The 19,692-nt window shown below is 75.3% G+C and carries 14 protein-coding genes; 5 read left to right on the top strand and 9 right to left on the bottom strand.

The genetic code is table 11. The features are described 5' to 3' along the window. Nucleotides 1-16 precede the first annotated feature (16 nt). Nucleotides 17-772, top strand: coding sequence for a decaprenylphospho-beta-D-erythro-pentofuranosid-2-ulose 2-reductase (locus KPL60_RS32255; protein ID WP_226354588.1), 756 nt, complete (start codon nucleotides 17-19; stop codon nucleotides 770-772). Between the two features lie 13 nt (nucleotides 773-785). Here KPL60_RS32255 and KPL60_RS32250 read toward each other — a convergent pair whose 3' ends face one another. The 3 genes from KPL60_RS32250 to KPL60_RS32240 all read right to left on the bottom strand — a co-directional run bounded on the left by KPL60_RS32250 (nucleotide 786) and on the right by KPL60_RS32240 (nucleotide 4,527). After that, nucleotides 786-1,436 carry a nitroreductase family protein gene (locus KPL60_RS32250; protein ID WP_226368134.1) on the bottom strand — a complete coding sequence of 217 codons (651 nt, stop codon included), beginning with the start codon at nucleotides 1,434-1,436 and terminating at the stop codon, nucleotides 786-788. Nucleotides 1,437-1,446: 10 nt separating this feature from the next. Further along, nucleotides 1,447-2,133: a hypothetical protein gene (locus KPL60_RS32245; RefSeq protein ID WP_226368133.1), complete on the bottom strand. Its 687-nt coding sequence runs from the start codon at nucleotides 2,131-2,133 to the stop codon at nucleotides 1,447-1,449. A 243-nt stretch (nucleotides 2,134-2,376) separates the two neighbouring features. Then, a complete protein-coding gene (locus KPL60_RS32240; RefSeq protein ID WP_226368132.1) occupies nucleotides 2,377-4,527 on the bottom strand; it encodes an acyltransferase in 2,151 nt (716 codons plus the stop codon). A gap of 330 nt (nucleotides 4,528-4,857) precedes the next feature. Here KPL60_RS32240 and KPL60_RS32235 point away from each other — a divergent pair, with 330 nt between their 5' ends. Together KPL60_RS32235 and KPL60_RS32230 are read left to right on the top strand one after the other, a co-directional pair. Then, nucleotides 4,858-8,082, top strand: a complete 3,225-nt coding sequence (locus KPL60_RS32235) for an arabinosyltransferase domain-containing protein (protein ID WP_226368131.1) — start codon at nucleotides 4,858-4,860, stop codon at nucleotides 8,080-8,082. 55 nt (nucleotides 8,083-8,137) lie between these two features. Continuing rightward, the gene (locus KPL60_RS32230) at nucleotides 8,138-10,042 is read left to right on the top strand and encodes a glycosyltransferase (RefSeq protein WP_226368130.1); all 1,905 of its coding nucleotides are present in this window, start codon (nucleotides 8,138-8,140) and stop codon (nucleotides 10,040-10,042) included. Between the two features lie 18 nt (nucleotides 10,043-10,060). On the opposite strand, the gene KPL60_RS32225 is transcribed toward KPL60_RS32230, so the two are convergent. The 4 genes from KPL60_RS32225 to KPL60_RS32210 form a co-directional block, all read right to left on the bottom strand. Next, entirely contained in the window at nucleotides 10,061-10,918 is an 858-nt protein-coding gene (locus tag KPL60_RS32225; RefSeq protein WP_226368129.1) for an SDR family NAD(P)-dependent oxidoreductase, read from the bottom strand. After that, nucleotides 10,915-11,370, bottom strand: coding sequence for a MarR family winged helix-turn-helix transcriptional regulator (locus KPL60_RS32220; RefSeq protein WP_226368128.1), 456 nt, complete (start codon nucleotides 11,368-11,370; stop codon nucleotides 10,915-10,917). Before KPL60_RS32220 ends, KPL60_RS32225 begins: the two co-directional genes overlap by 4 nt. Nucleotides 11,371-11,433: 63 nt before the next feature. Beyond that, a complete protein-coding gene (locus tag KPL60_RS32215; RefSeq protein ID WP_226368127.1) occupies nucleotides 11,434-14,361 on the bottom strand; it encodes an arabinosyltransferase domain-containing protein in 2,928 nt (975 codons plus the stop codon). Continuing rightward, entirely contained in the window at nucleotides 14,358-16,361 is a 2,004-nt protein-coding gene (locus tag KPL60_RS32210) for a glycosyltransferase (RefSeq protein ID WP_062399243.1), read from the bottom strand. The genes KPL60_RS32215 and KPL60_RS32210 overlap by 4 nt, the downstream gene beginning before the upstream one ends. Before the next feature lie 192 nt (nucleotides 16,362-16,553). Between KPL60_RS32210 and KPL60_RS32205 the strand changes: the two genes are divergently transcribed. Both KPL60_RS32205 and KPL60_RS32200 read left to right on the top strand, forming a co-directional pair. Further along, entirely contained in the window at nucleotides 16,554-16,940 is a 387-nt protein-coding gene (locus KPL60_RS32205) for a nucleotidyltransferase domain-containing protein (RefSeq protein ID WP_226354579.1), read from the top strand. Beyond that, nucleotides 16,930-17,337 carry a DUF86 domain-containing protein gene (locus KPL60_RS32200; protein ID WP_226368126.1) on the top strand — a complete coding sequence of 136 codons (408 nt, stop codon included), beginning with the start codon at nucleotides 16,930-16,932 and terminating at the stop codon, nucleotides 17,335-17,337. Before KPL60_RS32205 ends, KPL60_RS32200 begins: the two co-directional genes overlap by 11 nt. A 4-nt stretch (nucleotides 17,338-17,341) precedes the next feature. Here KPL60_RS32200 and KPL60_RS32195 read toward each other — a convergent pair whose 3' ends face one another. Together KPL60_RS32195 and KPL60_RS32190 are read right to left on the bottom strand one after the other, a co-directional pair. Beyond that, a complete protein-coding gene (locus KPL60_RS32195; protein ID WP_226368125.1) occupies nucleotides 17,342-18,469 on the bottom strand; it encodes an iron-containing alcohol dehydrogenase family protein in 1,128 nt (375 codons plus the stop codon). After that, complete coding sequence (locus tag KPL60_RS32190; protein WP_226368124.1) at nucleotides 18,454-19,566, bottom strand: mandelate racemase/muconate lactonizing enzyme family protein; 1,113 nt, start codon at nucleotides 19,564-19,566, stop codon at nucleotides 18,454-18,456. Before KPL60_RS32190 ends, KPL60_RS32195 begins: the two co-directional genes overlap by 16 nt. Nucleotides 19,567-19,692 lie beyond the last annotated feature (126 nt).

Genomic DNA, 19,692 nt, shown 5'->3' with positions numbered 1-19,692 from the left:
CGGAGCCAGCACCATCATGATCGACGCAGTCGGCAACCCGCAGAGCATCCTGCTCCTCGGCGGCACCTCCGAGATCGGCCTGGCCACCGTGCGCGCGTTCGCCGCGGACCGCCCGTTGCGGGTCGTGCTCGCCGCCCGCCCCGGCCCCCGGCTCGACGCCGCCCGCGCCGAGCTCGAGGCGCTCGGGTGCGGCGTGGAGACCGTCGAGTTCGACGCCAAGCGCATCGAGACCCACCCCGAGGTCGTGAAGAAGGCCTTCGCGGGCGGGGACATCGACGTCGCCGTCGTCGCGTTCGGGCTGCTCGGCGACAACGAGAAGGCCTGGACCGACGTCGACCACGCCGTCGAGCTGGCGCAGGTCAACTACACCGCGACCGTCTCCACCGGGGTCGCGCTGGCCGAGCGGTTCCGCGAGCAGGGCCACGGCTCGCTCGTCGCGATCTCCTCGGTCGCCGGGGAGCGGGCCCGCCGCTCGAACTTCGTCTACGGCTCCACCAAGGCCGGGATGGACGCGTTCTACACCGGGCTGACCGAGGCGCTGCGCGAGTTCGGCGTGACCGTGACGATCGTCCGGCCCGGCTTCGTGCACTCGAAGATGACCGAGGGCCTCGACGCCGCACCGCTCGCGACGACCCCGCAGGCCGTCGCCGACGTCATCGTCGACGCGGTGCGGACGGGCAAGGAGCTGGTCTGGGCACCGGCGCCGATGCGCTTCGTGATGAGCGCCCTGCGCCACGTGCCCCGGCCGATCTTCCGCAAGCTCCCGATCTGATCCGCGGGGCGGCCTACCAGCCGTCGACGTGCAGGACGGTGTCGAACGGCTGGCGCTTCGCGGGCTTGAACGTGTCACCGGTGTAGTACGCGACCGGCAGCAGGACGCCCTGCCGCACGTTCTCCGGGATGCCCAGCAGCTCGGCGATCTCCTTCTCGTACTGCAGGTGCAGCGTCGTCCAGGCGCTGCCCAGGCCGCGGGCGCGCAGCGCGAGCTGCAGGCTCCACGCGGCCGGCAGGAGCGACCCCCACATCCCGGCCTGGTTCGACGCCGGCAGCTCGGCCTTCGCGTTCATCGCGCCGATGACCAGCACCGGGACCTCCCCCATCCGGTCCGCGAGGTACTGCGCGCTGTCCGCGACGCGGAGCTGGGTGGCGTCGCGGTCGGCGTCGCCGTGGGAGCGGGTCGTCGGGTACTGCGAGGAGTTCCGGTAGGCGGTGAACGCCTTCCGGTAGTACTCGCCGACGGCCCTGCGCTTCTCGGCGTCGGTGAGCACCAGCCAGTGCCAGCCCTGCTGGTTGGAGCCGCTCGGGGCCTGCAGCGCGACCTCGAGGCTCTCCCGGACCACCTCCAGCGGGACCGGACGCTCCAGGTCCAGGCGCTTGCGGACCGATCGGGTGGTGGTGAGCAGCTCGTCGGGCCCGAGGGGCAGCACATCGCTCATGCCCTGCACGCTACGGCGCCGCCGGTCTCCTCGCGATGATCACCGCGCGCTCCCCCGCGCCCGCCTCGCACGTGAGGCGCCCCGCGGACCGCTGCGCACGGGTCGCGGCCAGACGCGGGTCGGCCCAGGTGGGGACACCGCCGTAGGGGCCGCGGGTCAGCCCGTCGGAGCCCTCCCGGACGATCTCGAACCCGGCGTCGACGAGGATCTCCCGGATCCGCAGGTGCCCGCGCGGGACGCGGGGCGGCACCCAGCGGGCACCGGCCAGCTCACGGCCGCGGCCCTCGGCGTCGGCGACGACGACGAGTGCGTGCCCGCCCGGTTCGAGCGCCCGGAACCAGCCGCCCGGCCCGAGGTCACCGGCGAGCGCGGGGTCCGGGAGCCGGTCGAGCACCTCCACCGCGGTCAGCGACGCGACCGGACCCGGCAGGGCGTCGAGGCCCAGGTGCACGGGGCAGCCCGGCGCACCCGCGCGCATCTCCTGGGCCTCGGCCTCCGAGCCGGCCAGCCCCGAGACCGGGCCGAGCCGGGCCAGCCCGGCGAGCAGGGCCCCACCGGCGCCCGCGACGTCGAGGTAGGGGCCACGGCCCAGGTGGTGGCGGGCCAGGCGCAGGTACCAGTGCAGCGCGGCCCGCTCCGGCGGTGCGGCGCCGGCGGGCTCGGGCAGGTCGGCGAGGGGCGGGGTCGTGGGGATCATCGGTCCATCGCGTCGGTGGGAGGGGCCCGTCCTGGTCGCGACGGGCGGGCCCGTCCATTGTCACCGACGCGGCGCACCGCCGTGCCCGGGTACCGGCATCCACCGCGGTCGCCGGGACCGCGTGCCCGGTCCGCCGCAGCCGGCGGACCCGGACGGAGGTGTGCACGGCGGACACGACCGTGCCCCCGGACCACGACGGTGGTCCGGGGGCACGCCCGGTGTTCCCCGCTCCCCAGCGGCGTCTCAGGCCCCGTGTGCCGGCTTCTTCCGGCGGCGACGGGCCGCGGCCGCACCCGAGGCAGCAACGATCGGTGTCGCGGCGCTGGCGTGGGCGTCGTCGCGACGACGACCGGCCCGCCCGCAGTTCTCGGCACCGGTCCGCGTGCCGGGCAGCGCCGACGCGGAGCGGATCGCCCGCGGCGCCGGGACGACACCGCGGTCGTCGGCGAGCCCGCGGGCCGCGATGTGCAGCGACCGCAGCCGCTCCATCCGGTCGACGCCGGTGGTGGTGCCGGTGCCCTCGACGACCGGGGTGAACAGGTCTCCGCCGGTGCCGGCGCCGCCGCTGCGCATCCGGGCGACGGCGACCAGGTCGGCGGACAGGTCGCTGTGCCCGGCGCCGTCGAAGTCGGCGGCACGGGCCGCGGCCAGGCGCTCCAGCACCCAGCGGGCCGAACCGGCCGGGGCCGGGACGTCGATCCCGGCCGCGGCGGGCACGTCGGCGGGGTCGGCCTCGGGGCGTCGCGGTGCCCGGGTGGGCAGCGCGGGCGCCGGGACGACGATCGGGTCGGCCGGGGCCGGCTCGGACGCCGGGGCGGTGGGCTCGGGCTCGGCGACCGGCGCGGCCGGGGCCGCGACGGGCCGGACGACCGGCATGGCGGCGGTCAGCGCGTCGTCGGCGGGGGCCTGCTCCGGCGCCGTGGTGGGGGTCCAGCCCGAGGTCGTGGCGACGGCGGGGCCCGCCGGGCGGCGGCGGACCACCGGCAGCGCCTCGGTCACCGAGGGCACGTCGCCCTCCTGCATCGGCGCGAACGGCTGCGACGGCTGCGACGGCTGCGACGGCACGGACCGCGGCGCCACCCGCCGGGCGGGCACGGCCGGAGCCGCTGCGGCGGGATCGGCGGCCGGGGCAGCGGACACGACCGGCAGCACCGAGGTCACCGGCTCGTCGGTGATCATCGGCAGCACGGAGGTCTCCGGGTCACGGCGCGCCTCGTCGTTGTCGACGACGCGGCGGGCGGCCGGGACCGGGTCGGGGGCGACGACCGCCTCGACGGCCTCGGGGGCGGGCCGGGTCCGGCCCCGCATCCACCGGCGCGCGGGACGTTCGACGAGCGAGTACAGCAGGTGTGCCACGGGCAGAGTCCCCACGAAGACGGTGAGCGCGATCAGGTGCCCCGTCTCCCCGCCGCGGGGGAGGACACCGGAGTCGCTCAGGAACCAGAAGATCTCGAACATCGGGATGTGGACCAGGTAGAGGGCGTAGGAGATCCGCCCTCCGTGCACCATCGGGCCACGGGTCAGCAGGTGGTGCACCGGTCCGCGGTCGGCGAGCGCGAGGGCTCCGACCAGGATCGGGAAGGCGACGACGGCCAGGCCGTGCAGCCCGCCGCCGACGACGGACCCCGCCAGCAGGACGAACGGCACCGTGGCGACGGTGAACGTCGCCGTCGCCGAGGCCGCGGAGCGGACCCGCTCGGTGGCGCGCAGCCGCCGCACGGCCAGCATCGCCAGGACACCGGCGGAGAACCCGCCGAGGATCCGGACCAGCCAGCTGTACGGGTAGTACGGCGACCCGACCACGAGGAACGCGGCCGCCATCGGCGCGGTGCACAGCAGCGACCCCGCCGCCAGCACCGCGAACGGCAGGTTCCGCAGCCGGAAGAACCCGAGCGCCAGCAGCGGGAACAGCAGGTAGGCCAGCCACTCGGCACTGATCGACCACGTCGGGCCGACCCAGGACGCGCCGTCGAGGTACTGCTCGTCCCACATCTGCACGAGGAACAGCTGCTCGAGCCACGCGCCGACGCCGAACGACGGCTGCACCGCCTGGTAGGCGACGTCGGTCGTCGACCCGAACACCAGCCGCGCCACCAGCCACACGCCGAAGAGGTGGAACACCACCGCGTAGGCGGGCCACATCCGCGCCGCGCGGGCCCACACGAACCCGCCCGCGTCCCGCAGCCGCAGCCGCGGGCCGAGCTGGTCGAGGTAGGTCCAGGCGATGACGAAGCCGCTCAGGACGAAGAACAGGTCGACGCCGAGCGCACCCTGTGTGATCAGCGGTCCGAGCCAGCCGTTCACCGTCTCCACACCCGCCATCGGGGTGAAGTGGAAGTGGAACGCGACGACCCAGAGCGCGGCGACGATCCGCAGACCGGTCAGCGCGAACACCTCACCGCCACCGTTGCCTCCACATCGGACGGACGAACCCCCCTGTTCCGGGGTGGTGCCGCCGGCGGCGGACGCGGCGGTGGCCGGGTCGTCGGCCGTCGCTCGCGAATCGGTGCAGATGCTCACACCGGGGCCAACGAGGCGAGATCACCACCGTCACCGGTGACACCCGAACAGTGCCCGAATGTCGCAGCTGGTCACACACGGTGATTGAAACCCGGAGTGACCGACCTTGAGACCTCGGGTGGGTGGACTACGCCGGACGGGTGGACGGTCGGGGGTCACGGGGGGATCACAGTTGATCACCGGGTGGCGTCTAGCCTCGGTCGTGTGCTGACCGCCGACACGGAGGCGGATCCCCGTCCGGGATCCGGCCCCACCGACCGCCGGTCGCGTCCGACCGACCGCCTGCTCGCCGCCGCGCTGGGCCTGCTCTCGGCGGTGCTGGCGCTGGCGATCCCGTTCCTGCCGGTCGTGCAGAACACGGCGACCGTCAGCTGGCCGAACGCCACGACCGGCACCGCGCCGCTGAACGCCCCCCTGGTCGCGTACCGGCCGGAGAGCCTGACCGCGACGATCGGCTGCGACGCGATCCGCAGCCTCGACGACCGCGAACCCGGCCGCGCGACCGTGCTGTCCACGACGCCCACCGGCGCCCCGGACGGCGACACGGTCGGGCTGCGCATCGCCGTCGCCGACGGGGTGGTCACCCTCGACAACCGCGGTCAGCGCATCGCCACCGCGCCGCTGCCCCCGCCGGGCGCGCCCTGCGCGCTCACGTTCACCTCGGACTTCGACGCGACGACGGCGACCCTGGGCGGGGCCACGCTCTACGAGTTCGCCGGCGACGGCCGTCCGCAGCTCACCGGGATCTACTCCGACCTCGACGCGGCCCGCGACCCGATGGGCGGCACGAGCGTCCGGTTCGACACCGACAACCGCTACGACACCGACGCCTCGACACTCAAGCTCGTCGCGGGCGGTGTCGCGATCGTCGCGCTGTTCGGCTCGCTGTTCTTCCTGCGCCGGATCGACGACGCCGACGCCCGCCGCGTCGTGCACGGCCGCCGGCTGGCGCGCCGGCTGCGCGGGCAGGACGACCTGCGCGACGCCGTCGTCGTCGGCGTGCTGGTCGTGTGGGCCCTCATCGGGTCGATGACCAGCGACGACGGCTACATCCTCGACATCTCCCGGGGCAACGACACCGCCGGCTACATCGGCAACTACCACCGCTGGTTCGACGTCCCCGAGGCGCCGTTCGGCTGGTTCTACCAGCTGTACTCGCTGTGGAGCGGGGTCTCGGAGTCCGTGCTGTGGCTGCGCATCCCGGCGCTGGCGATGGGCGTCGCGTCCTGGTTCCTGATCAGCCGGGCGCTGCTGCCGCGCCTCGGCACCCGGGTCCGGCGCAGCCGCTCCGCGAGCTGGGCCGCGGCCGGGGTGTTCCTGTGCTTCTGGCTGCCGTTCAACAACGGGCTCCGCCCGGAGACCGTCGTCGTGATCGCGGCGCTGGTGTCGTTCGTGATGCTGGAGCGCGCCCTGGCCACCCGGCGGCTGCTGCCGGTCGCGGGGGCACTCGTCGCGGGGGCGTTCGCCGTCGCGGCGACGCCGACCGGTCTCATCGCGCTGGCCCCGTTCCTGGCCGCGGCCCGGCCGCTGCTGCGGCTGTTCACCGAGCGGATCCGCACCACCGGGTGGACGGCCACCCTCGGGCCACTGCTCGCGGCCGGGCTGATCGTGCTCACCGCCGTCTTCGGCGACCAGACCCTCGCCACCGTCGCCGAGGCCACCCGGGTCCGCCAGGACATCGGCCCGAACCTGCCCTGGTACCAGGAGCTCGCCCGCTACGACCTGCTGTTCAGCGACAGCCGCGACGGCTCGCTGCAGCGCCGCTTCCCGGTCCTGCTGCTGTGGCTGTGCATGATCGTCTCGACGATCGTGCTGCTGCGCCGCGGCCGCATCCCGGGCGCCGCGCTCGGGTTCTCCCGGCGGCTGCTCACGAGCACCGCGCTGTCGTTCGCGGTGCTGGCACTGACCCCCACGAAGTGGACGCACCACTTCGGCGCGTTCGCCGCGCTCGCCTCGGGCGTCGCGGCGCTGGCCGCGCTGGCGACGAGCACCGGTGTGCTGCGCTCGCGGCGCAACCAGGCGCTGTTCCTCGGCGCGGTGCTCGCGGTGACCGGTCTGGCGTTCCGCGGCCCGAACACCTGGTGGTACGTCTCGAACTGGGGCGTGCCGTGGTTCGACAAGCCGGTGTCGGTGAGCGGGATCCAGGCGACGACGGTGCTGCTGGTCCTGGCGTTCCTGTCGCTCGTCGTCGCCGGGGTGGAGCACCTGCGCTCGACCTCCGGGGTGCCGCGCCCGGTCCGGCGGACCCTCGGGCGTCGGCGCGGCCGGATCGGCACCGCCCAGGCCGTCCGGCTCGGGTCGGCGCCGATCGCGGTGATCTGCGCGTTCATGGTGCTGTTCCAGGTCGCCTCGATGGCCAAGGGCATGGAGAAGCAGGAGGGCTCCTACTCCCTGGGCGCCGACATCCTCACCGACCCGACCGGGTCGCGCTGCGGGCTCGCCGGGCGCATCCAGGTCGAGACCGACCCGGCCGCGAACGTGCTGCCCGTCGCGCCGGAACCGGCCGGCGTCCCCGATCCCGGTCCGCTGGCCGAGGGCTTCACGCCGGACGGCCTGCCCCCGACCGGGCCGGGGTCGCTGCGCGACAACTCCGGCGACGGCGACGACCGGCCCGGCGTCACCGGCACCGGCCCGCTGGGTGGGCCGGTCATGGGCAGCTGGTCGCCGAACCCGGAGAACGTCGGCGACTACCGCTCGGTGTGGCACGCGCTGCCCGCCGCGGCCCGCGACGGCTCCGCGCCGCTGGTGCTCGGCGTCGCCGGGACGATCGGCGGCGGCAACACGGTCACGCTGCAGTTCGCCCGCGACGGCGCCGTCGTCGACGAGTTCGAGCCCGGCGGGGCCGTCACCAGCACCTCGGACTACTCCGGCGGAGCCTCGGGCGGCCAAGGGTGGCGGGACCTGCGCGTCGACCTGGCGGGCCGTCCGGCCGCCGACGCCGACCGGGTGCGGGTGGTCGTGTCCGACCGCGGCATCGGGGCCGGGTCGTGGGTCGCCGTCGCCCAGCCCCGGGTCCCGCGGCTGACCCCGCTGACCACGATCGCCGCCCGCGGCACCGCGTACCTGGACTGGGCGACGTCGTTCGTGCACCCCTGTGTGAAGCGCTTCGGCGTGCACCGGGGCATCGCCGACGTACCGGTGTTCCGGATGCTCGCCGACCCGCAGCAGCGCACCGTCGCCGACGAGTGGGGCCGCAGCCGGTTCGGCGGCCCCCAGGGCTGGCTGCTCCGGACCGCCGCCCAGCGCTACGTCCCGACCTACCTTCCCGGGGCCTGGGACTTCGACTGGGGCCAGATCCGGCTCGTCGAGTCCTACGACCCGCGGGCGGTCCCGGCCCCGGTGCAGGAGGGCGACCGGACCCTGTGGGGCTGGCAGCAGGTCGGGCAGGCCGGGGCCCCGTCGCCGGACCCGACGCCGCTGCCGGGCTGAGGCCCCGGCAGACTCCGTGATGTCCGATCCGAGAAGTGAGGCGAGAGCGAGAGCCATGCTGGACACCGCCCGGCCCCTCCGCGGGGGCGAGCCCGCCCCGGCCGACGACCCCGCCGGCGGGACCCGCCCCGGACGGCTGGTCGTGCAGCGTGGCCCCTTCACCGGGCCGACGCACCTGGTGCCCGAGGACCTCTACGCCGAGGTCCTGCGCGGCGCCGCCCGCCGCGAGCGGGACCTGATCGAGCTGGTCCCGGCCACCCACGTCACCACCAACACCTACTGGGGGCGGCTGCACGCCACCTACTGGCAGCGCTGGACCGCGGTGCCCGAGGTCCGGGTGACGCTGCGCGCCGCGGGCCGCGGCCGGGTGTGGCTGATGGCCTCGGACACCAACAAGGTCGCCCGTGCCGTCGCCACCACCGGGGTCGACGCCACCGGGAGCACCACCGTCGAGCTGACCGGGGCGATCGACCGCTTCGTCGACGGCGGTGGGCTCTGGCTGGAGTTCGCGACCGACACCGGCACGCTGACCGTGTCCGACGTCGAGTGGACCGTCGCGGTGCCCCGCCCGCCGCGGCCCACCTCGATCACGATCTGCACCTACAACCGCGTCGAGGACTGCCTGGACACGCTGCAGGCGCTGCTCGACGACCCGGCCGCACTGGCCCGCGTCGCGATCGTCCGCGTGGTCGACCAGGGCAGCGACCCGCTGGAGTCGCGCGACCGGTTCGCGCCGCTGGCGGCCGCGTTCGGCGACCGGCTCGCCTACCAGCGCCAGCCCAACCTGGGCGGCGCGGGCGGCTTCACCCGCGGCCTGTACGAGGCGACCGCGGGCGACCCGGCCGACGACCACGACGTCCTGCTCATGGACGACGACGTGCTCCTCGACCCGGAGATCGTCGTCCGGCTGACCGGGTTCGCCGCCTGCACCACCGCGCCGACGATCGTCGGCGGGCAGATGCTGAACCTGCTGCACCCGGGCCACGTCCACATCACCGCCGAGTACGCCGAGCCCGAGAAGCTCCGCGTCGGCAAGCCCGTCCCCGGTGCCCTGGAGGAGGGCTTCCTCCTCGGCCGCGACGAGCGGCTGCTGCCGATCGTGCAGGAGCAGCGGGTCGACACCGAGTACAACGGCTGGTGGTCCTGCCTGATCCCCGCGCCGATCGTGCGGGCCGTCGGCTACCCGCTGCCGCTGTTCTTCCAGTGGGACGACGTCGAGTTCGGCTACCGCGCCCGCGAGCGCGGCTTCGCCACGGTGTCGCTGCCCGGGGCCGGCGTGTGGCACGCCGACTTCGGCTGGAAGGACTGGGACGAGTGGCACCGCTACTTCAACCAGCGCAACGGCCTGATCACCGCCGCCCTGCGGACCGGCTTCGACCGGCGCACGGTGTCCGCGACGGTCGTCGAGCTGCTGGCCCAGTACCTGGTCGCGATGCAGTACGGGCTGGCCGCGACGCTGCTGACGGCGGTGGAGGACTTCCTGCGCGGCCCGTCGGTGCTCGACGACGGCTCCGCCTCCGCGGCGGCGGAGATCCGCCGGATCCGCGCCGCCTACCCCGAGACGACGGCCGTGCCGCTGGCGGAGGCCGGGCTCGACGTGCGCGAGTCCGTGGTGCACCTCGCCGGGGGCAAGCCGTCGAAGATCGTGCGGACCTGGGTGAAGCGCGCCCTGCTGCAGGCAACCGGGCGGGTGCCGTTCCGTTCCGGGATGGTCCCGGCCGGTGAGGCGCACTGGTGGCACGTGTCGCTGTTCGAGCGCGCGATCGTCACCGACATGGCCGAGAACGGCGTCCGCATCCGGACCCGCGACCAGGAGCGGCTGCGCGAGCTCACCACCCGCGGGGTGCACACGGTGCGCCGGCTATGGAACGAGGGGCCGCAGGTCGCCCGGGAGTGGAAGGCCGCGGAGCCGCGGCTCACCTCGCGGGAGACCTGGGCGCGGCTCTACGACGCGGGCTGACCGGCCCGGGGCGGCGGCTCACGGCGTGATCCCGACGGCCTCGGCCGTACGCCGGTGGACGAGCTCGGCGAGTGCCGCGTCCCGCGCCGTCCGCGACGGCGTCGCGGGACGCGAGGATGCGAAGTACCCGTCGCCGGCCGCCGGTGCCGGCCGGGAGGTGGCCAGTATGAGGGGGGTCGCGACGCCCTCCTCCACAGTGCGCGCGAACAGCCGCGTCAGCGGTGCGACCAGCGCCATCGCCCCGCCGGCCGTGCCGGTGAACCCGGTCCGGACCATGCCGGGGTCGGCGTTGTAGACCCGCAGGCCCGGTGCCGACCGGGAGAACCCGTTCATGGCCAGCAGGGCGAGCAGCTTGCTCGTCGCGTAGACCCGGTTCTGGGACCACCGACGCCCGGCCCACGACGTGCCCCGCACATCCGGATCGGTCGGGGCGACCCGCCCCTGCTTCTCCATGAAGCTCGACATCGTGATCACCCGTGCCTCCGGGACCAGCACACCGTTCGCGGCGAGGGCGTGGCTGAGCAGGACGGGTGCGTGCAGGTTGAGGGCGTGGGTCCGTTCGACCCCGTCCGGGGTGAGGGCGTAGCGGTCGAAGGCGGCCCCTGCGTTGTTGACCAGCACGTCGACGCGGTGGCCGTCGGCCGCCAGGGCGACGGCGAGCCCACGGACCTCGGCGTGCCGGGACAGGTCCGCCTCGTAGCGGCCCACCACGCGATGCCCGCCCAGCTCGTCGGCGGTGCGGCGGACGCGGCGCGCGTCGCGTCCGACGACGATCACGTCTGCTCCGCGCCCGACCAGGTCCCGTGCCATCGCACGTCCCATCCCCGACGTCGCCCCGGTGACGACCACCGTGACGCCGTCCATCCCACCGGTCACCGCCGGTCACCGCCGCCTGCGGCTCGCCCGGTCCCGTCCGGATCCAGAACCCGGTTCAGCAGATCCGCCAGCGTCCTCCGATCGGCGGGCGGGAGGGCCGCGACCGACGACGCGTCACGGCACCAGGCGTCCGCCCGATCACGCAGCTCGCACCCCGTCGGGGTGAGCTGCACGAGCTTCGCACGGCGGTCCCGGGGATGCGGCGAGCGAACGACGACCCCGTGGCGTTCCAGGCGGTCCACCAACGAGGTCACGGTGGAGGCATCGCAACCGAGCCGATCGGCCAGGGCCCGGCTGGTGAGTCCGTCCGGCTCGCGGGCGAGGCGCCACAGGAGACCGATCTGGGCATCGGTGAGGTCGAGGCCGTCGCACACCGTCCGCAGGTCGTCGCGGATCCGGTCACCCGCGGCGAGTATCCGGTCGATCAGCTCACGCGCTCCGTCGTCGTCCACGGCTCGAATATACATGGATCATCCAGTAGTCGGAGTGTCCAAGTAATCGGTCGGTGACCGGTCTCAGCCCAGGAAGTCCCGTCCGGTGTAGTCCTTGTCGGCCAGGGTCGGCAGCCGCTCCCAGCCCCACCGTCGCTGCGTGCCGACGGTGAGGTCCCAGCCGTCGGTCGGGTGCTCGTAGCGCACCCGCTCGACGTGCGCGGGCGCGAACATCGCGCGCCCGCCGGGCGGATCGAGCCGCGAGGGCAGCTCGTCGAAGGTCGCGGTACGGCCGATCCCGGCGAGCGTCCCGCCGTTCGCCGGGAAGAACGCGGTGGTCTCGGTCGCGCCCTCCAGGTCGTCGCCGGTGCGCAGCCGCCACTGGGGGGCCTGCGCGATGCCGTGGCGCACCGCGATCTGGTCCTGGCAGGGCCACAGCACCGCCGAGGCCTGGTCGGCGAACACCGGGGCGTCGCCGAGCACCGTGCGGGCGGGCAGGTCGCGGGCGGGCCGCGGGGCGCCGACGGCGAGCCAGGTGTCGGGCCCGTCGGTCCGGTCGTCCACGACGATCCGGACCCGGTCGGCGGGCGCGGGCAGGGTGACCGCCACGTCCCGCCAGTCGCCGGCCTTCTCCCCCGGCAGGTCGACCGTGACGGCGCCCGCGCCGGTGTCGACCCGGACGGCCTGGTCGCTCCGCAGATCTCCGGTCAGTGGCAGGAGCAGCCGGCTGGTCCCGGCCGGCACGGGGAACCAGCCGGCGTCGAGGGTGCCGGTGCCGGCGTCCTCGGTGTGCCAGACGGGGCCCGGGATCGACGGGCGGTCGGGCGGCGGGCCGTCCCGCATCACTCCGGTGAGGCGGGGCGGGTCGCTGGGGAGCGCGGGCGTCGCGTCACCGGGGACGGTGACGGTCAGCGCGTCGGCCAGCCCGCAGCCGTCGCCGGTCAGCATGGCGAGGTTCATCGAGGCCACCGACGCGCCGGGGGCCTGGTGTACCGGGGCGACGAGGAACACCGCGAGCATCAGCGCGACGCCGCCCGCCGTGGCGACGCGCAGCACCGCCCGGTCCGGCCGGGGCGTGCTCCCCCGCCGCCGGGCCCACCACAGCGCGGCGGCGACCACGAGCAGCCACAGCAGCGGGCTGCGCAGGTACAGCGGTCCGAGGTGCGGTGCGAGGACCTGCTGGTGGATCGGGGCGTCGACGACCGAGTGGTTCCCGAACGGCTGTCCCCAGTCGGAGAACGGGCGCCACAGGTTCGGGCCGGCGTAGATCACCGCGGCGACGACGCCGAGCACGGCCGTCCCCACCGCGACGAGCCGGGCCGGGGCGCGCCGCGGCAGCGGACCGCGGGCGAGCGCGACGGCGAGCAGCAGCGTCGCGGGGGCGGCGACGGCGCCGAAGTGGTTGACCCACTTCGTCGGGCTGACGGCGACGGCGACGAGGCCGAGCGCGGTCGCGGCGAGCGCGAACCCGAGCGCCGAGCCGAGTGGGCCGCCGGTGCCGCGGCGCGTCGCGAGCCGCACCGCGCCCAGCGCGACGACGGCGACGGTCAGCAGGACCGGCAGGCGTCGTCCCCAGGTGCCCTGGTCGTCGGGGCCCAGCAGGTTCGCGTAGTGGACGAACTCCGCATACCACTGGTACTGGAAGTAGTACCAGCGGTGCACGGCGAACGACTCGCGGACGTCGGCGAGGGTCTGGTCGGCCAGCCCGAGCGGCACGACCGCGCTCGCGGCGGCGAACGCGACGGCGGCCGTCGCGAGCCGGGTGGCCCACGGCGCGTGCGCGAGGTGCCACCACACCAGTGGCAGCGCGAGCAGCAGCGGCATCGCGGCGACCAGCGCGGTCGGCGCGGTCGTCACCGCCACCACCGCGACGACGACGGCCGGCGCGAGCAACCCGACCGCCCCGGTGCGGCGGGCGGCGGCGACGAGCAGCAGCACCCCGGCGGCGGCCGCGGTCCCGGCGGGCTCCGGGCGCAGCGCGATGCCGTAGGGGAGGAACCAGGCCAGGTGCGCGACGGCGAGCGCGGCGACCATCCCGGGCCGGACGCCGGCCCGGCCCGCGAGCGCGGCGAGGGTGTAGCGCAGCAGCACCCAGGTCAGCAGACCCAGCACGACCGGCACCACACGCAGCGGCCCGAGGCCCCAGCCGACGAGACTCCCCCACCACTGCAGCAGGTACTGGCTGGTCGCGAACGGCGCCTCGGTGACGTCGAGCTGGTAGATCGCGTTGCCGATCGTCCCCGTCCGCGCGCCCTGGCGGGCCATCAGCGCGTACCAGGAGTCGTCGATGTTGAGCGGCCCGAGCACCGCCCAGGCACAGCTCACGACCAGCACCACGAGGTCGGCCGGACCGGGGCGGACGGGCGCGTCGAACACCCGGCGGGTGCCGGTCCAGGCCCGCACGGCGACGGCGAGGGTGGCGGCCAGCGCGAGCAGGTGCGCGACGAGCAGCGCGACCTTCAGCGGCGACGGCGACGACGCGTAGCGCGCGTCGGTGTGCAGCGTGACCGCGAGCCCGGCCGCGGCGGGCCCGGTGACGTCGGTGGCGAGCTCGGCGACCTGCGGCGGTGCGATGTCGAGGCGCTCGGCGAGGATCGCGCCGTCGCGGGCGACGACGGTGCCCCCGTCCGCGGAGGTCACCTCGAACACGCAGCCCGACCCGGCGGGCGCGGTGGCGAGCACCCGGTCGCCGGTGCGCAGCGTGAGCGTCCCGCCGGCCACGCTCGCGACGAAGCCCGGCGCGGTCACCGGGTTCTCCTCGGCGGCGAGCATCGTCCGCAGCACGTCGCCCTCGCCCAGGGCGGCCGCCGCGGCGCACGGGACGGTCGCGGAGAACTCCAGCGGCCGGTACGGCGAGAGCGGCAGCACCGTGCTCGCCGGTGCCTGTCCCGCCCGGGGCCAGGTCACGACCGGGTCCTCGACGTCGACGGGGGCGAGCGCGGCGGCCAGGCCGAGCAGGCAGGTGACGACGCCGAGCAGGAGCAGCAGCGGCCCCCGGCGGGCGGGACTCACTCGAAGATCTGCTTCCAACCGTCCTTGCCGGTCAGCACGGGCGCCGCCGCCCGGTAGCGGGCACGCAGGCCGTCCCAGTCCGCCGCGACGGCGCGGTGCAGCCGGAACGACTCCGCGACCATCTCCTTGAACATCGCCGGGTCACGACGACGGAAGGTCACCCCGCGGCCGTCCGGGGTGGACACCGTCGCGGAGTCCAGGCCGGCCAGGACGAACCACTGGGCGTTCTTCCACGGCACGTTGCGCTGCGGCCGCTCGCGCAGCGCCGGGTCCGGGGTGCGCAGGTTGCGCAGCACCCCGCGGGCGAGCCCGACCGCGGCCTTCGCCCGGCCCACCGGGGGCTTCGGGAACAGCTGGGCGCCCAGCGCGTCGAGGTCGGCGAGCGGCACCTCGGTCGCCGAGTCCAGCGGGCGGCCGTCGTCGTACTGCGCCCGCAGGGCCCGGATCTCGTCGAGCACCACGGGCAGCTTCGGGAACAACGCCTCGGGGCCCGCCAGGAAGTCGGTGAAGCCCTTGATCTGCAGCGCGACCGCCGAGTACTCCATGAGCATCAGGTGGCGCAGGGTGCGCTTGAAGGTCTCCTTCAGCATCGCGCGCGGGTCGTCGGGGCCGTGCAGGGCCGCGGCGACGAGCCGGTTGCGGTAGTGGAAGTAGGCCTGCCAGTCCGAGGAGTCGTCCTTCTCGATGAAGGACATGTGCCAGATCGCGACGCCCGGGACGGTCGCCGTGCGGAACCCGGCGGCGCGGGCACGCAGGCCGTACTCGGCGTCGTCCCACTTGATGAACAGCGGCAGCGGCAGCCCGAGCTGCTCCGCGGCCCGGCGCGGGATCAGGCACATCCACCAGGCGTTGTAGTCGACGTCGACGCGGCGGTGCAGCCAGCGGGTCTGGCGCAGGGTGCGGGCGGCGAGGTCGTGATGGGCCTCGGTGTCCGGGGCGGGGCGCCACAGGAACTGGTTGCGGTCGACGACCTCGCCCATGGTGGACAGCTGCGAGCGCGCCTGCAGCGACAGCATCTGCCCGCCGACGAGCATCGGCTCGCGGGAGAACCGGCTGAACGCGATCGCGCGGAGCACCGACTCGGGCTCGAGCAGGATGTCGTCGTCCATGTAGAGGACCTGCTCGCAGTCGATCCCGCCCGCGTGCGGACCGGTGCCGTGCAGGACCTCGTACATGATCCGGGCGTAGCCGCCGGAGCCGCCCAGGTTGGGCTGGTCGATGATCCGCAGCCGGTCCCCGAGCGCGGCCGCGGCCTGCTCGTAGCCGGCCTCGTCGCGGACCTTGCGCGTGCCCTGGTCGGGGAGGATCACCGCGGTGATCGCCTCGAGCACCTGCGGGTCGGAGCCGAGCGCGGTGAGGGTGGCGACGCAGTCGGCGGGCCGGTTGAACGTCGGCATCCCGACGACGACGGCCGCGCGGCCCGGCGCGTCGTGCGGGGCGTGCCAGCCGCCGCCGTGCAGGGTCAGGTCGGCGTCGTCGGTGGACAGGTCGAACCAGTACCAGCCGCCGTCCTCGAAGGGGCGCAGGTCCAGTTCCAGGGTGACCCGGCGGCGGCCCTCGACCACCTCACCGGCGACGACGATCTGCGACCCGTCGGCCTTGGTGCGGTAGACGTCGACGCGGCCCGAGCCCTCCAGGTCCAGGCGCAGCTCGATGCTGGTGAGCGTCGACCAGGCCCGCCAGTAGCCGGCGGCGAAGGCGTTGAAGTAGGCGCCGAAGGAGACCTCGGTGGCCGCGGGGACGGTCGCGCTCGTGCGGTCCAGGATCCGGGTGCGGCGGCCGCCGATGGTCGACACGGTCAGCGAGAGCGGGCGCGCGTCCTCGTCGGCGAGCGGCTCGACCGGGGCGAGCGTGGTGCCGGGGCGCTCGTCGAGGTAGAGCGCGCGGACGGCGGTCGGGTCGGCGGGCCGGGGCAGGACCACCCGCTGCAGCAGCGTCTCGCCGCTGGTCGTGGCCGGGGTGGTGGGGGACACCTGACCTCGCTGGTCCGTCGTGGTCATCGCAGGAGCTGCCTCTGTCGTCGCGGGGGCGCGGGGGTCCCGGGCGGCGGCGCTGCCGGTCCGCCCGGGTCCGGGTGGAGTCGTGCGCGAGCGTAGCCGCGCGCGGTGCGGGAGCCGGGAGGCGGGCGGGCGCGGCGGGGAAGCGGTGTGGATCGTCCGGTTCCCCGCCGCGCCGCGTGCCAGACTGACGACATGGACGAACCGGCCCGGCGGGCGGAGGTCGCAGCGGTGCTGCGCGGCGCCGGGGCGCGGTTCGCGTTCGTCCACGGCAGCCGGGCGGCCGGTGGCCGCCCACGGGCGGCCTCCGACCTCGACGTGGCGGCCTGGTGGCGGGACTCCGCCCCGGCGTCGTTCGAGGTCGACCTCCCCGACGACGTGGACCTGCTCGTCCTGAACTCCGCGCCCCTGGAGCTCGCCGGCCGGGTGGCGATGGACGGCGAGCTGCTCCTCGACGACGACCCGCCCGCACGGGTGCGCTGGGTCGCGACCACCCGCAAGATCTACGCCGACGAGCTGCCCCGGATCACCCGCGCGCACCGGGAGTTCCTCGACGCCGTGCGGGGCGGGCATGGTCGATGAGGCGCGGGTGGCCCGGCTGCTCCGGTCGGTCACCGACGACCTGGCCGTCCTGCGGGCGGAGTCGGCCGCGGACCGCGACCGGCGGGCCGACCGGCTGTGGCTCAGCGGGGTCAAGTACCTGTTCGTGACGGCGATCGAGGGCTGCGTCGACGTCGCCCAGCACGTGTGCTCGTCCGAGGGGTGGGGCCCACCCGCGACGAACGCCGACGCGGTGCGGCTGCTCGGCCGGCACGGTTTCGTCGACGACGACGTCGCACAGCAGGTCGCCCGGGCGGTCGGCTTCCGCAACGTGCTCGTGCACGACTACGTGGACGTCGACGACGACATCGTCGTCGCCCGGCTCGCGGACCTGTCGGACCTCGACGCGTTCGTCGCCGCGGTCGCCGCCCGGCTCTGAGCCGTTACCAGGCGGCGTCGAGGATCTCCCGCACGTCGTCCTCGGTGGGAGTGCGCGGCGCGTTGGCCGTCACCGGGTCGACGACGGCCGCGGCCGCCAGCACCGGCAGCAGCTCCCGGTCCACGCCGAGCTCGTGCAGCGGGCGCCGGACGCGGATGCCCTCGACGAGCGCGGCGATCCCGGCGACGGCGTCGGCGGTCCCCAGCGCGGCCCCGGCGCGGGCGTACGCCTCCGCCGCCGCGTCGGCGCTCCAGCGCATGACCTGCTCGTTCACCGAGGCGAGCGCGACCCCGTGCGGGGTGCCCGTGTGCGCGGTGACCGCGTGCGCGATGCCGTGGACCAGGCCGAGCCCGGACACGGTCAGCGCCTGGCCCGCCAGGTGCGCGCCGAGCAGCAGCTGTGCGCGGGCCTCGAGGTCGGTGCCGTCGTCGACGGCGACCGGCAGCCACCGGCCCACCAGCGCGACGGCCTGGGCCGCGGCGGCCTCGGAGATCGGGTTCGCGCCGCGGGAGGCGAGCGACTCGACGCCGTGGACGAGCGCGTCGAAGCCGGTCGCGGCCGTCGCCGCGGGCGGCAGGCCGACGGTGAGCTCGGGGTCGAGGACGGCGACGCGCGGCCGGACCGAGGCGTGGCCCAGGTAGACCTTGCGCTTGGCGCAGGTGTCCTCGACGACGCCGAACCCGTTGGTCTCCGCGCCCGTCCCGGCGGTGGTGGGGACCGCGATCAGCGGCAGCCCCGCGACGGGTGAGGACCACAGGTCGTCGGTCGCGCGGGCGCCGTGGTGGGTGGCGAGCAGCGCGATGCCCTTGGCCGCGTCGAGGACCGAGCCGCCGCCGATCGCGACGACGACGCAGGAGCCGAACGCGCGCAGCGCCGTCGCGCCGTGCTCGACGGCCGTCGTCGACGGGTTGGGGCCGATGCCGTCGAACACCTCGGTCCACAGCCCGGCCGCGGTGAGGTCGCCGACGACCCGGTCGACGATGCCGGTGGCGCGCAGCCCGGCGTCGGTGACGACGAACGCCGCCGCCCCGCCGAGGCCGTCGACCAGCGCGGGGACCCGGGCGACCGCGCCGGGACCGAACTCCAGGGCGCAGGTCGCCTCGACCGTGAACCCGTTCACCGGACCCGCCACCGTGCGATCGCCTCCTCGTCGAGGGTGAACCCGAGGCCGGGGGCGCTCGGGACCGCCAGCATGCCGTCGTCGCCGACGGTCAGGGGTTCGGCCAGCGGGAAGTCGCGACGCGCCGGGGTCCAGTCCGGCGGGTCGTAGGGGAACTCGAAGTACGGTCCGCCGCCGACGCCGGCACAGACGTGCAGGTTCGCGAGCACGCCGATGCCGTTGGTCCAGCTGTGCGGGGTGAAGGCGCGGTGGCGCAGCAGCGCGAGCTCGGCGAGCGTGCGGACCCGGCTCATCCCGGCGGCCAGGACGACGTCGGGCTGGTGGACGTCGAGCGCGTCGCCGTCGAGCAGGCGCAGCAGCTCGCCGAACGAGCGCTGCATCTCCCCCGCCGCGATCCGCAGGCCCGGGTTGTCGGCACGCAGGGTGCGCATGCCGTCGGCGTCGGCGTAGGGCAGGGGCTCCTCGACCCAGAACACGTCCAGGTCGGCGAGCCGCCGGACGAGGCGCCGGGTCGCGGCGAGGTCGGTGGCGGGGGCGACGTCGCCGGCCATCCGCCACGCCTGGTTGAGGTCCACCATGATCGCGAAGTCCGTGCCGAGGGCCTCCCGCACCGCGGCGACGGCGGCGACGCCCTCGTCGGCCCGGTCCCGGTCGACCCGGATCTTGACCGCGCGGAAGCCCTCCTCCGCGACCCGGTGCGCCACCTCGGCGCGCTCGGCGGGCGGGCGCAGCACGCAGAACGACGCATAGGCGGGCACGGCGTCGTAGGTGCCGCCGAACAGGGTCGCGACGGGCAGGCCTGCGACCTTGCCCGCGAGGTCCCACAGCGCGGCCTCCAGCGGCCAGTAGTGGCCGCCGTGCAGCGCGCAGGTCTCGATCGCGCGGACGTGCCGGGCGATCGCGAGCGGGTCGGTGCCGACGAACAGGTGCCGGTAGGCGTCGAAGCCGTCCATGGTGTCGCCGGAGCCGATGCCGACGACGCCGTCGTCGGTGTGGACGCGGACGACCGTCGCGTCGAACACGGTGCGGGGGTCGGGGTCCCAGGCGGCGCGCAGCGGCGGGTCCAGCGGGAGCCGCACCCGGTCCAGCGTGATGTCGGTGATCTTCATCGGTCCGGGATCGTGTCGGGAGCTGGTTCCGGCTCGGGGCGCGATCGGGGGCGGTGCGCCCCGAGCCGGTTGAGCGCAGAATCTAAGGAAGTCCGCGCGGCCACGGCCAGGTCCGGACGGGAATCG

The organism is Pseudonocardia sp. ICBG162 (genome assembly GCF_020496225.1).
GTDB lineage: Bacteria > Actinomycetota > Actinomycetes > Mycobacteriales > Pseudonocardiaceae > Pseudonocardia > Pseudonocardia alni.
Note: the sequence above shows the minus strand (reverse complement) of the source record. Positions and strands in the feature narration are given on the sequence as shown.

Excerpts from the sequence above, each read along its gene's own strand:
- KPL60_RS32245 (WP_226368133.1), bottom strand. The coding sequence starts at position 2,133 with ATGATCCCCACGACCCCGCCCCTCGCCGACCTGCCCGAGCCCGCCGGC.
- KPL60_RS32250 (WP_226368134.1), bottom strand. The coding sequence starts at position 1,436 with ATGAGCGATGTGCTGCCCCTCGGGCCCGACGAGCTGCTCACCACCACC.
- KPL60_RS32230 (WP_226368130.1), top strand. The coding sequence starts at position 8,138 with ATGCTGGACACCGCCCGGCCCCTCCGCGGGGGCGAGCCCGCCCCGGCC.
- KPL60_RS32255 (WP_226354588.1), top strand. The coding sequence starts at position 17 with ATGATCGACGCAGTCGGCAACCCGCAGAGCATCCTGCTCCTCGGCGGC.
- KPL60_RS32205 (WP_226354579.1), top strand. The coding sequence starts at position 16,554 with ATGGACGAACCGGCCCGGCGGGCGGAGGTCGCAGCGGTGCTGCGCGGC.
- KPL60_RS32190 (WP_226368124.1), bottom strand. The coding sequence starts at position 19,566 with ATGAAGATCACCGACATCACGCTGGACCGGGTGCGGCTCCCGCTGGAC.
- KPL60_RS32200 (WP_226368126.1), top strand. The coding sequence starts at position 16,930 with ATGGTCGATGAGGCGCGGGTGGCCCGGCTGCTCCGGTCGGTCACCGAC.
- KPL60_RS32210 (WP_062399243.1), bottom strand. The coding sequence starts at position 16,361 with ATGACCACGACGGACCAGCGAGGTCAGGTGTCCCCCACCACCCCGGCC.